A 12,655-nucleotide genomic window follows, 5' to 3' on the forward strand; every position below is an offset into this window, starting at 1 on the left:
TTTATTTTATATATAACTAGTAATAATATTTGGCGGGGGGGGGGCCGCCCCCCCCCCCCCCCCCCCCCCCCCCCCCCGTTCCCCGTCGTCAGCCGCTGAAGCCCGCCACGTTGTCCTTCGTGACGACCTTCACCGGCACCTTCACCGTCGGCTCCACCTTCTTGCCGCGCACCGCGCGCAGCGCGTTGTCCACCGCGATCCTGCCCAGCCGGCTCGGCTGCTGCGCGACCGACGCGTACAGCGTGCCGTCCTTGACGGCGGTCAGGCCGTCGGGGGTGCCGTCGAAGCCGACGACCTGCACCGACCGGCCGGCCTTGGCGCCCAGGGCCTTGACGGCGCCGAGGGCCATCTCGTCGTTGGCGGCGATCACACCCTGGACGTCCGGGTGCGCCTGGAGCAGGTTGCTCATCACGTCGAGGCCCTTGGTGCGGTCGAAGTCGGCCGGCTGCTGGGCCAGCACCTGGATGCCGGGGTACGCCCTCAGCCCCTTGGCGAAACCTTCCGCCCGCTCGCGGGCCGCGGAGGTGCCCGCCTGCCCCTGGAGGATCACGATCCTGCCCTTGCCGCCGAGCTTCTCGGCGACGGTCTTGGCGGCCAGTTCACCGCCGGCGACGTTGTCGGAGGCCACGAGCGCGTCCACGGTGGCCTTGTTGACGCCGCGGTCGACCGCGATGACCGGGATCTTCGCCTTGTCGGCGGCCTTCACGGAGTTGCTCGCCGCGTCGGAGTCCACCGGGTTGACGATGACCGCGCCGAGGCCGGAACTGGTGAAGTTCTGGAGCTGGTTGGCCTGCTGGGAGGCGTCGTTCTGGGCGTCGGTGACGGTCAGGTCCACACCCAGCTTCTTCGCCTCGGCCTGGGCGCCCGCCCTGATCTGCACGAAGAAGGGGTTGTTCAGGGTGGACAGGGACAGGCCCATCCGCGGGGCAGTCGAGGCGCCGGAACCGCTGTGCAGGAAGGAGGTGGCGCCCACGACCGCCACGGTGACCACCGCCGCGAGCGCGTACGTCCCGGCCTGCCTGCCCTTGCCGCCACCGGTCCCGGCGGCCGGCGGGGTCGCCCCCGCCTTGCGCCGCACCGTGTCCAGCAGCACCGCCAGCGCGATGACCACGCCGATCACGACCTGCTGCCAGAAGGCGGAGACGTTCATCAGGTTGAGGCCGTTGCGCAGCACCGCCAGGATCAGCGCGCCGATCAGCGTGCCGGACGCCTTGCCGGTACCGCCCGCGAGCGAGGCACCGCCGATGACGACCGCGGCGATCGCGTCCAGCTCGTAGCCGTCGGCGGCCTGCGGCTGCGCCGAGGAGAGGCGGGAGGCCAGCACGATGCCGGCGACGGCGGCGAACAGGCCGGAGAGGGCGTAGATCGCGAGCTTCTGCTTCTTGACGCGCAGTCCGGAGAGGCGGGCCGCCTCCTCGTTGCCGCCGATCGCGTACATGGAGCGGCCGATGTACGTCCGGCCGAGCACGACGGCCGCCGCCAGCCCCATCACGACCATGACCAGCACCGGCACCGGCACCGGCAGCCAGCCGCCGAGCGTGTCGCCGAGGTGGGAGACCGAGCCCGGGAACGGGATCGGCGAGCCCCCGGAGATGACCAGCGACAGGCCTCGGGCCACCGACAGCATGGCGAGCGTCGCGATGAACGGCGGCAGTTTGCCGTAGGCGATGAGGAAGCCGTTGACCAGTCCCGCCACGACGCCGGTGGCGACGGACAGCACGACCGCGAGGAACACCGGCACGCCGTGCGAGGTCGCGCTCCAGGCGAGCACGGTGGCAGACAGGGCCGCCACCGAGCCCACCGACAGGTCGATGCCCGCCGACACGATCACGAAGGTGACACCGAAGGCGAGGACGGCGGTCACGGCCGCCTGGACACCCACGTTGAGCAGGTTGTCCGTCGTCAGGAAGTCGCCGGACAGCGCCGACAGGGCGATGACCAGGACGATCAGCGCCGTGAGCGCGCCGTTGTCGAGCAGGAGGCGGCGCAGGCCGCTCGTGGCGCCACCCGCGCCCGGGGTGCTCTTGAGCGTGTCAGTGGCCACGGGGGGCCTCCGTTTCCGTCGTGGGGTTGCTTACGGCGAGTGCCATCACGGCGTCCTGGGTGGCCTCACCGGCCGCGAGCTCGCCCGCGATCCGGCCCTGGGCCATCACCAGCACCCGGTCGCTCATGCCGAGCACCTCGGGCAGATCGCTGGAGATCATCAGGACGGCGGCACCGGCGGCCGTCAGTTCGTTGACGAGCTGGTAGATCTCGACCTTGGCGCCGACGTCGATGCCCCGCGTCGGCTCGTCGAGGATCAGGACCTTGGTGTCGGCCAGCAGCCACTTGCCGATGACGACCTTCTGCTGGTTGCCGCCGGACAGCGTCCGCACGTGCTGGCCGAGTCCGGCCATCCGTACCCCGAGCTGCCCGGCGATCCGCCCGGCCGCCTCGTGCTGCGCCTTGAGGTCGACGAGCCCCGCGCGCGTGGCGGAGCGCAGGGTCACCAGGCCGAGGTTCTCCTCGACGGACGCGTCGAGCACCAGCCCCTGTCCCTTGCGGTCCTCGGGGACCAGGCCGATGCCGGCCGCCATGGCGGCGTTGACGTCGCCGCGCCGCACCCGGGCACCGGAGACCTTCACGGTCCCCTTGTCGTACGGGTCGGCGCCGAACACGGCCCGCACCACCTCCGTACGGCCGGCCCCGACGAGCCCCGCGATGCCGACGACCTCGCCCGCGTGCACCTCGAAGCCGACGTCGTGGAAGACGCCGTCGCGGGTCAGTCCCTCGACGGAGAGCAGCGCGGCGCCCCTCTCGGGCCGTTCACGCGGGTACTGCGCCTCGATCGAGCGGCCGACCATGAGCCGCACCAGCTCGTCCTCGGGGGTGGACGCGGGGACCTGGCCCACCGACTTCCCGTCGCGGATGACGGTGACGCGGTCGCCGAGGGCGGCGATCTCCTCCAGGTGGTGCGTGATGAACACGACGCCCACCCCGTCCGTGCGCAGCCTGCGCACGATGGAGAAGAGCTTCTCGACCTCCTCGGAGGTCAGCACGGCGGTCGGCTCGTCCATGATCAGCACGCGGGCGTCCAGGCTCAGCGCCTTCGCGATCTCGACCATCTGCAGGCGTGCGATGCCGAGTTCGCGCACCCGCGCGCGGGGCGAGACGTCCACGCCGACGCGTTCCAGCAGGACGGCCGCGGCCGCCTCCATCGCCTTGCGGTCGATCATCCCGAACCGGCGCGGCTGGCGCCCGAGGAAGATGTTCTCCGCGACCGTCAGGTCGGGGACCAGGTTGAACTCCTGGTAGATGGTGGCGATCCCGAGGCGCTCGGAGTCCTGCGCACCGTGGATGCGCACCTCCTCGCCGCCGGCCAGGATCCGCCCGGCGTCGGGGGTGTAGGCACCGGAGAGCATCTTGATCAGCGTGCTCTTGCCCGCGCCGTTCTCACCGAGCAGCACATGCACCTCGCCGCGGCGCAGGTCGAAGTCGACGCCGTCCAGCGCGACCACGCCGGGGAAGGTCTTGCGTATGCCCTCGATGCGCAGCAACTCGTCCGGGTCGCTCACGACGTGCTCCTTTGCACTGGGGAGGGGGAGGGCTCGCCGCACGAGCGGCGTACGACGAGCCGGGCGGCGAAGGTGACGGACGCGGGGGGCCGTCCCTCGATGCGGTCGACCAGGGCCCGTACGGCGGCCCGGCCCAGCTCGCCGGTGGGCTGGGCGATCGCGGTGACCGGCGGATCGGTGTGCACGAACCACGGGATGTCGTCGAACGCGGCCAGCGCGATGTCGTCGGGAACGCGCAGCCCGCGCGCGCGGACGGCGTCCAGGGCACCGAGTGCCATCAGGTTGTCGGCCGCGAAGACGACCTCCGGCGGCTCGGGCAGGTCGAGGAACCCCTCGGTGACCCGCCGTCCGCTGCCGGCCTGGAAGTCGCCCTGCCCTATGTAGGCGTCCGGGAGGGGGAGGCCGTGTTCGGCCATGGCGTCCCGGAAGGCGTCGACGCGCTCGCTGCCGGTCGTGGTGGCCGCCGGTCCCGCGATGATCGCGAGCCGTCGGTGCCCGAGCCGGCACAGGTGGGCGACGAGGTCCCGTACGGCCTCCCGGCCGTCGGCCCGCACGACGGGCACCTTGACCCCGGGGATCCAGCGGTCCACGAACACCATCGGCGTCCCCGCGCGCGCGGCGTCCAGCATGAGCGGGGAGCCGCCGTCGGTGGGGGAGACGAGGAGCCCGTCGATCCGCCGGTCCAGCAGGGTCCGTACGTGGTGGTCCTGGAGGTCCGGACGCTCGTCGGCGTTGCCGATGATCACGCTGTAGCCGAGTGCGCGCGCCTCTTCCTCGACGGCGCGGGCCAGTTCGGTGAAGTAGGGGTTCAGCACGTCGCTGATGACCAGGCCGAGGGTGCGGGTCTGGTCCGTGCGCAGTGAGCGGGCGACGGCGTTGGGCCGGTAGCCGAGGTCCTGCACGGCGGCCGTGACCCGCCGCCGCGCGTCCGCGCTGACCGACGGGTGCTCGTTCAGGACGCGCGACACCGTGGCCACCGAAACACCCGCGGCCGCGGCGACGTCCTTGATGCTCGTCATCGCCGGCTCCACCTCCTCGTGGAACGCATGGAATCGATTACACGGAGGATTGGAATCGATTACACGGCCATCCGCAAGGCCCTGAGACCGGATCGTGATGTCAGAGCCGGCCGGTACCGTCGGCTCATGGCTCAACAGGCGGGGAACCCCACGGGCGAACAGCGGTTCGCCGTGCTCGAAGGAGTGCTGGAGCGGATCACGTACGCCAACGAGGAGAACGGCTACACGGTCGCCCGGGTCGACACCGGCCGCGGCGGCGGCGATCTCCTGACGGTGGTGGGCGCCCTGCTCGGCGCCCAGGTCGGCGAGTCCCTGCGCATGGAGGGGCGTTGGGGTTCGCACCCCCAGTACGGCCGCCAGTTCACGGTGGAGAACTACACGACCGTCCTGCCGGCCACGGTCCAGGGCATCCGCCGCTACCTGGGCTCCGGCCTGGTCAAGGGCATCGGCCCGGTCTTCGCCGACCGCATCACCCAGCACTTCGGCCTCGACACCCTGCGGATCGTCGAGGAGGAGCCGAAGCGGCTCATCGAGGTCCCCGGCCTGGGCCCCAAGCGGACCCGGAAGATCGCCGACGCCTGGGAGGAACAGAAGGCGATCAAGGAGGTCATGCTCTTCCTCCAGAGCGTCGAGGTCTCGACGTCCGTCGCGGTACGCATCTACAAGAAGTACGGCGACGCCTCGATCTCCGTCGTCCGCAACCGGCCGTACCGCCTGGCCGCCGACGTCTGGGGCATCGGCTTCCTCACCGCCGACAAGATCGCCCAGTCCGTCGGCATCCCGCACGACAGCCCGGAGCGGGTGAAGGCGGGCCTGCAGTACGCCCTGTCCCAGTCCGCCGACCAGGGGCACTGCTTCCTGCCCGAGGAGCGGCTCATCGCCGACGCCGTCAAACTGCTCCAGGTCGACACCGGCCTGGTCATCGAGTGCCTGGCCGAGCTGGCCGGGCCGGGCGAGGAGGGCGAGGAGCCGGGGGTCGTCCGAGAGAAGGTGCCGGGGCCCGACGGCGACTCCCAGCCCGTCACCGCCGTCTACCTCGTGCCCTTCCACCGCGCCGAACTGTCCCTCTCTGCCCAGGTGCTGCGGCTGCTGCGCACCCAGGAGGACCGGATGCCCGCCTTCCGGGACGTGGACTGGGACAGGGCGCTCGGCTGGCTGAAGCAGCGCACCGGCGCCGACCTCGCCCCCGAGCAGCAGGCCGCCGTGCGGCTCGCGCTGACCGAGAAGGTCGCCGTCCTCACCGGCGGACCCGGCTGCGGCAAGTCCTTCACGGTCCGCTCGGTCGTGGAACTCGCCCGCGCCAAACGTGCCAAGGTGCTGCTCGCCGCGCCCACCGGCCGGGCCGCCAAGCGCCTCGCCGAGCTGACCGGCGCCGAGGCCTCCACCGTCCACCGGCTGCTGGAGCTGAAGCCCGGCGGTGACGCGGCCTACGACCGGGACCGCCCGCTGGACGCCGACCTGGTGGTCGTGGACGAGGCGTCCATGCTCGACCTGCTGCTCGCCAACAAGCTGGTCAAGGCGGTGCCGCCGGGGGCGCACCTGCTGTTCGTGGGTGACGTGGACCAGCTGCCGAGCGTCGGCGCGGGGGAGGTGCTGCGGGACCTGCTGGCCGACGGCGGCCCGGTCCCGGCCGTGCGGCTCACCCGGGTCTTCCGCCAGGCCCAGCAGTCCGGCGTCGTCAGCAACGCGCACCGCATCAACGCCGGGCTGCACCCGCTCACCGAGGGGCTGAAGGACTTCTTCCTCTTCGTGGAGGACGACACCGAGGAGGCCGGCCGGCTCACCGTGGACGTGGCCGCCCGCCGTGTCCCGGCCCGGTTCGGGCTCGACCCGCGCCGGGACGTGCAGGTGCTGGCGCCCATGCACCGCGGTCCGGCCGGCGCCGGCGTCCTCAACGGCCTGCTCCAGCAGGCCGTCACCCCCGGCCGGCCCGACCTGCCCGAGAAGCGATTCGGCGGCCGGGTCTTCCGCGTCGGCGACAAGGTCACCCAGATCCGCAACAATTACGAGAAGGGGGCGAACGGGGTCTTCAACGGCACCGTGGGCGTGGTCACCTCGCTCGATCCGGTCGACCAGCGGCTGACGGTGCTGACGGACGAAGACGAGGAGGTGCCCTACGAGTTCGACGAACTGGACGAACTGGCCCACGCGTACGCGGTCACCATCCACCGCTCGCAGGGAAGTGAATATCCCGCGGTGGTGATCCCCGTCACCACCGGCGCGTGGATGATGCTCCAGCGGAACCTGCTGTACACGGCGGTGACACGGGCCAAACGACTGGTCGTCCTGGTGGGTTCACGCAAGGCGATCGGCCAGGCGGTGCGCACCGTGTCCGCCGGACGGCGGTGCACAGCGCTGGACTTCCGGCTGGCCGGCTCCTGACCGATCCTGACCAGGGGCGACGGCGCGGATCACAAAAAATGATCGATCAAACGAGTCGCAAAGGTCACAGAGCACTTCCAGATGCGGGTCCGAGGGGGCAGGATGAGCAGGTTGGCGGCACTGAGTGCCGCCGATAGGCCCAATGGTCGACCCCGAGTGCACTCTCCTGAGCCAAATGGGGGATGGTAGAGACAGTCAGGGCACCTCGAAGATGAGGCACTACGTCGGTGAGGGAAGACGTGAGCGACAACTCTGTAGTACTGCGGTTCGGCGACGGCGAGTACACCTACCCGGTGGTCGACAGCACCGTCGGTGACAAGGGCTTCGACATCGGGAAGCTCCGCGCCCAGACCGGTCTGGTGACTCTGGACAGCGGTTACGGCAACACGGCCGCCTATAAATCCGCGGTCACCTACCTCGACGGCGAGGCGGGGATTCTCCGCTACCGCGGCTACCCCATCGAGCAGCTGGCCGAGCGCTCCACCTTCCTCGAGGTGGCCTACCTGCTGATCAACGGCGAGCTGCCGACCGTCGACGAGCTCTCCACCTTCAAGAACGACATCACGCGGCACACCCTGCTGCACGAGGACGTCAAGAACTTCTACCGCGGCTTCCCGCGCGACGCCCACCCGATGGCGATGCTGTCCTCGGTCGTCTCGGCGCTGTCCACCTTCTACCAGGACAGCCACAACCCGTTCGACGAGAAGCAGCGCAACCTCTCCACGATCCGTCTGCTCGCCAAGCTTCCGACGATCGCGGCGTACGCGTACAAGAAGTCGATCGGTCACCCGTTCGTCTACCCGCGCAACGACCTCGGCTACGTCGAGAACTTCCTGCGCATGACCTTCTCGGTCCCGGCCGACGAGTACGACCTCGACCCGGTCGTGGTGGCCGCGCTGGACAAGCTGCTGATCCTGCACGCCGACCACGAGCAGAACTGCTCGACCTCCACGGTCCGCCTGGTCGGCTCCTCGCAGGCCAACATGTTCGCGTCGATCTCGGCCGGCATCAGCGCCCTGTGGGGTCCGCTGCACGGCGGTGCCAACCAGTCCGTCCTGGAGATGCTCGAGGGCATCCAGGAGAGCGGTGGCGACGTCGACACCTTCATCCGCAAGGTGAAGAACAAGGAGGACGGCGTCCGCCTGATGGGCTTCGGCCACCGGGTCTACAAGAACTTCGACCCGCGCGCCAAGATCATCAAGGCTGCGGCGCACGATGTCCTCTCCGCTCTCGGCAAGTCCGACGAGCTCCTCGACATCGCCCTGAAGCTGGAGGAGCACGCGCTCTCCGACGACTACTTCGTCGAGCGCAAGCTCTACCCGAACGTGGACTTCTACACCGGTCTGATCTACCGGGCCATGGGCTTCCCGACCGAGATGTTCACGGTCCTGTTCGCCCTCGGCCGGCTGCCGGGCTGGATCGCCCAGTGGACCGAGATGATCAAGGAGCCGGGTTCCCGCATCGGCCGCCCGCGCCAGATCTACACCGGCGTGGTGGAGCGGGACTTCGTGCCCGTCGAGGAGCGCTGACCGCACTGAGCGCGAGGGCCTGCCGGACCGGCAGGCCCTGAACCGGCGGTGACAGACGAAAAAGCGGAAGGCGCCCTGAGACGCCGGTCCCCCCACGGGCCGACGACCAGGGCGCCTTCCCATGTCCCGGTGCGGATTCCCCCCACGGGATCCGGCCGGGCGCTCGGAGAGACAGCGCCTGAACCGCTGTCCGAGCACGCCGGGCGGACCCGTCGTGCTCCAGTGATGTGCGATCTGCCGGGACAACGCACGCTGGGAGGGCCGCTCAAAGCTCCCCTGTGTGCGTGCCCCGGCAACGCATCTCTGAGGAAGTCCCCCAAGACATCCCCAGATGCCAGTCAGCGCCCCCCAAGACGCTGTTCTGACATCGCCAACTTAGACCTTCGAAGCCCTTCGATGGTTACGTTCGCATCACTGTGATCTGCGTCTCTTGCATATGTCCTTTAGATGCGCAAGAGCCCCGATCCGGCGATCGGTGCCCCAGCGTAAGGAAGATGCGCGAGCCTTGTGAAGAGCTTATGTGAGGCTCGCGCCTGACTCTAGGGGGTCTCTTACATCCCGTGTACCTAACCCCCGGTAACTTGCGGTGACTCAGCGAAAGCGGCGCAACCGCAGGCTGTTGGTGACCACGAACACCGAGGAGAAGGCCATCGCCGCACCCGCGATCATCGGGTTCAGCAAGCCCGCCGCGGCCAGCGGCAGCGCGGCCACGTTGTAGCCGAAGGCCCACACCAGATTGCCCTTGATCGTGGCCAGGGTGCGCCGGGAGAGCCGGATGGCGTCCGCGGCCACCCGCAGGTCACCGCGGACCAGCGTCAGATCGCCGGCCTCGATCGCCGCGTCCGTGCCGGTGCCCATCGCCAGCCCCAGGTCGGCGGTGGCCAGCGCGGCCGCGTCGTTGACGCCGTCACCCACCATCGCCACGGCGCGTCCCTCGCCCCGCAGCCGCCGCACGACGTCCACCTTGTCCTCGGGGAGCACCTCGGCGATCACCTCGTCGATGCCGACGGCCCGCGCGACGGACTCGGCGACCGTCCGGTTGTCGCCGGTGAGCAGCACCGGCGTCAGCCCGAGCGCGCGCAGCTCGCGCACCGCCTCGGCGCTGGTCTCCTTGACCGCGTCGGCGACCGCGAGGACACCGCGCGCCCGGCCGTCCCAGCCGACCGGGACGGCCGTACGGCCCTCACGCTCGGCCTGCCGGGCGGCCCGGGCCAGCTCCTCCGGCAGCGCCCCGAGGAGCCGCCCCACGGCCACCTCACGGCCCTCCACGCGGCCGCGCACGCCCCGTCCGGGCACGTTCTCGAAGTGCTCGACGGCCGGGAGCGCCCCGGCCCGCTCCTCGGCGCCCGCGGCGATCGCGCGGGCGACCGGGTGCTCGGAGGCGTGCTCCAGCGCGCCCGCGAGCCGCAGCACCCGCTTCTCGTCCTCGCCGTCGGCGACGTACACGTCCTGGAGGGTCATCCGGCCGGTGGTGACGGTGCCGGTCTTGTCCAGCACGACCGTGTCGACGCGGCGGGTGGACTCCAGCACCTCCGGGCCCTTGATCAGGATGCCGAGCTGGGCGCCCCGGCCGGTGCCGACCATCAGCGCGGTCGGCGTGGCGAGGCCCAGCGCGCACGGGCAGGCGATGATCAGGACCGCGACGGCGGCCGTGAACGCGGCGACGGTGTCGCCGGTGACGCCCAGCCACCCGCCGAAGGTGCCGAGCGCGATCAGGATGACCACGGGGACGAAGACGGCGGAGACCCGGTCGGCGAGCCGCTGCACCTCGGCCTTGCCGCTCTGCGCGTCCTCCACCAGCTTCGCCATCCGGGCGAGCTGGGTGTCGGCGCCGACCCGGCCGGCCTCGACCACCAGCCGGCCGCCCGCGTTGACGGTGGCGCCGGTGACCTGGTCGCCGGGACCGACGTCCACCGGTACCGACTCGCCGGTCAGCATGGACGCGTCCACCGCGGAGACGCCCTCGACGACCGTGCCGTCGGTGGCGATCTTCTCGCCGGGCCGTACGACGAACCGGTCGCCGACGGTCAGCGAGGACACCGGCACCCGCACCTCGCGCCCCGCGCGGAGCACGGCGACGTCCTTGGCGCCCAGCTCCATCAGGGCCCGCAGGGCCGCGCCCGCGCGCCGCTTGGAACGGGCCTCCAGATAGCGGCCGAGGAGGATCAGCGCGACCACGCCGGCGGCGACCTCCAGGTAGACGGTGGAGGCGCCGTCCGTCCGGGAGACGGTGAACCGGAACTCGTCGTGCATGCCCGGCATGCCCGCGTCACCGAAGAACAGGGCCCACAGCGACCAGCCGAACGCGGCCAGCGTGCCGACCGACACCAGGGTGTCCATGGTGGCGGCGCCGTGCCGGGCGTTGGTCCAGGCGGCCCGGTGGAACGGCCATCCGCCCCAGACGACGACCGGTGCGGCGAGCGTGAGCGAGAGCCACTGCCAGTTGTCGAACTGCAGCGCGGGGACCATGGCGAGCAGGACGACCGGCGCGGCGAGCAGGGCGGAGACGAGCAGGCGGTGCCGGAGCGCGGCGAGTTCGGGGTCGCGCTCGGCCGGCTCCTCCGCGGCCGCGGGGGTGGGCGGTGGCGCGGGTTCCTCGGCGGTGTAGCCGGTCCGCACCACGGTCGCGATCAGGTCGGCGACCGCCACGCCCTCGGTGTAGCTGACCTTCGCCTTCTCCGTCGCGTAGTTCACCGTGGCGCTCACGCCGTCCATGCGGTTGAGCTTCTTCTCCACCCGGGCGGCGCAGGAGGCGCACGTCATCCCGCCGATGAGCAGCTCGACCTCGGACGTGGCGCCTATCGCGCTCGCTGTCCCGGTTTCTGCGGTGGTGCTGGTCATGTCCGGACTCCAGACATCGGACCGGACCGTACGGATCCAGTATGAGCTGGTCGGCACGGCCCGGTCGGGGGAAGGTTGCGGGGCCCGCGCGGGGCGGGCCCGGAGGCTTCGGCCCGCGCTGCGGGACCGGGGCTCAGGCCCGGCCGGCCAGTTCGAAGCCGGCCTCGTCCACGGCGGCGCGCACGGCCTCGTCGTCCAGCGGTACCGCGGAGACGACGGTGACCTCACCGGTCGACGCGACGGCCTTGACCGAGTCGACGCCGGGGATCTGGGAGATCTCACCGGAGACGGAGCCCTCGCAGTGTCCACAGCTCATACCGGTCACCTTGTAGACGGTGGTGACGGAGCCCGAAGTGTCGGTCTGGGCGCTCATGTCGTTCTCCTCGTCGAGGCGGGCGGGGCCGGTGAGGCTCACGGTGGAGCCCCACCACGTCCTCACAGTATACCCCTAGGGGGTATTTCTCCAAGAGGGGTCCCGGTGCGCCAGCGACCGTGCCCAGGCGGCCCCCAGCAGCCCGACGAGTACCAGGCCGCCGACCGAGAACACCAGGAACAGGTGCTGCTCCACGGCGCCGGGCCGGGGCGGGTACCCCTGGGCGAACGGCTCCGCGTCCAGACCGGTGCCCGACAGCAGGGCCACCAGCCAGATCGCGACGCCGTGCGTGGCGTCCCCCAGAGCGTGCAGCACCGAGACGCCCAGACAGGTGCCGACGACCGGCGCGGCGAGCCGGAAGTGCCCGTTCGGGTGGCGCAGGGACAGCAGTACGCCACCCGCGATCGCCGTCCACAGGCCCTGCCCGAAGGGGGTGACCACCCCGCGCAGCAGCTCCGTCCCCACGAGGCCCCTGAGGTCGGCGCCCCCGGCCGAGACGGCCGCCCCGATGGCGTGGCCGCAGCCCTCCAGTGCCGCGAAGCCGAGGCCGACGGCCGCGCCGAGCACCAGCCCGGCCCGCGTCCCCCGGATGCCCGGCTGCCGACGCAGCGCGAACACCAGCGCGCCGAGCTTGGCCGCCTCCTCGGCCAGGGCGACGCCGGTGAACATGCCCAGGGAGAGGCGGGGCAGGTACGGCTCGGTCGCCGAGGCGCCCAGCACGCCGAGCGCGCCGCCGGCCAGGAAGCAGCCCAGGATCGCGCTGACGCCCAGGTCCCGGCTGTGCCGCTCGTACGCCCACAGCACGAAGGCGACCGGGACCAGGAAGCCGCCGAGCAGGATCAGGGCCGGCAGTGCCGCGGTGCTGCGCGTCGCGTACGCGGCGAGCGCGATCAGCGTCCAGGCGGCGAGTCCGCAGGCCAGGCAGCGTTTCCACAGGCCCGCGCATCGGCGCGGGCC

Annotated in this window: 8 protein-coding genes; 2 read left to right on the forward strand and 6 right to left on the reverse strand. The window is 71.3% G+C overall.

Features of this window, described 5'->3' with window-relative positions:
• Positions 1-88 precede the first annotated feature (88 nt).
• From V7E45_RS33700 to V7E45_RS33710, 3 genes are read right to left on the reverse strand one after another with little or no spacing between them, the layout of a single operon-like run.
• Complete coding sequence (locus V7E45_RS33700) at positions 89-2,044, reverse strand: ABC transporter permease/substrate-binding protein (RefSeq protein ID WP_333778047.1); 1,956 nt, start codon at positions 2,042-2,044, stop codon at positions 89-91.
• Positions 2,034-3,554: a sugar ABC transporter ATP-binding protein gene (locus tag V7E45_RS33705; protein ID WP_333778048.1), complete on the reverse strand. Its 1,521-nt coding sequence runs from the start codon at positions 3,552-3,554 to the stop codon at positions 2,034-2,036. The genes V7E45_RS33700 and V7E45_RS33705 overlap by 11 nt, the downstream gene beginning before the upstream one ends.
• On the reverse strand, positions 3,551-4,573 hold the full coding sequence (locus V7E45_RS33710; RefSeq protein WP_333778049.1) for a LacI family DNA-binding transcriptional regulator: 1,023 nt from the start codon (positions 4,571-4,573) through the stop codon (positions 3,551-3,553). The genes V7E45_RS33705 and V7E45_RS33710 overlap by 4 nt, the downstream gene beginning before the upstream one ends.
• Positions 4,574-4,699: 126 nt before the next feature.
• Here V7E45_RS33710 and recD2 point away from each other — a divergent pair, with 126 nt between their 5' ends.
• Complete coding sequence (gene recD2, locus V7E45_RS33715; protein ID WP_333778050.1) at positions 4,700-6,955, forward strand: SF1B family DNA helicase RecD2; 2,256 nt, start codon at positions 4,700-4,702, stop codon at positions 6,953-6,955.
• A 239-nt stretch (positions 6,956-7,194) separates the two neighbouring features.
• Positions 7,195-8,484, forward strand: coding sequence for a citrate synthase (locus V7E45_RS33720; protein WP_319147379.1), 1,290 nt, complete (start codon positions 7,195-7,197; stop codon positions 8,482-8,484).
• Positions 8,485-9,075: 591 nt separating this feature from the next.
• On the opposite strand, the gene V7E45_RS33725 is transcribed toward V7E45_RS33720, so the two are convergent.
• From V7E45_RS33725 to V7E45_RS33735, 3 genes are all read right to left on the reverse strand, one after another.
• A complete protein-coding gene (locus V7E45_RS33725) occupies positions 9,076-11,325 on the reverse strand; it encodes a heavy metal translocating P-type ATPase (RefSeq protein WP_333778051.1) in 2,250 nt (749 codons plus the stop codon).
• Between the two features lie 133 nt (positions 11,326-11,458).
• Entirely contained in the window at positions 11,459-11,698 is a 240-nt protein-coding gene (locus tag V7E45_RS33730) for a heavy-metal-associated domain-containing protein (protein ID WP_333778052.1), read from the reverse strand.
• 75 nt (positions 11,699-11,773) lie between these two features.
• A partial coding sequence (locus V7E45_RS33735) for a PrsW family glutamic-type intramembrane protease (RefSeq protein ID WP_443056323.1) occupies positions 11,774-12,655 on the reverse strand: 882 nt, incomplete at its 5' end.

It is taken from the genome of Streptomyces sp. IBSBF 3136 (genome assembly GCF_036815105.1).
Lineage (GTDB): Bacteria > Actinomycetota > Actinomycetes > Streptomycetales > Streptomycetaceae > Streptomyces.

Bases quoted from the DNA above. Each gene is read 5' to 3' on its own strand.
- V7E45_RS33710 (WP_333778049.1), bottom strand. From the start codon at position 4,573: ATGACGAGCATCAAGGACGTCGCCGCGGCCGCGGGTGTTTCGGTGGCC.
- recD2 (WP_333778050.1), top strand. From the start codon at position 4,700: ATGGCTCAACAGGCGGGGAACCCCACGGGCGAACAGCGGTTCGCCGTG.
- V7E45_RS33725 (WP_333778051.1), bottom strand. From the start codon at position 11,325: ATGACCAGCACCACCGCAGAAACCGGGACAGCGAGCGCGATAGGCGCC.
- V7E45_RS33730 (WP_333778052.1), bottom strand. From the start codon at position 11,698: ATGAGCGCCCAGACCGACACTTCGGGCTCCGTCACCACCGTCTACAAG.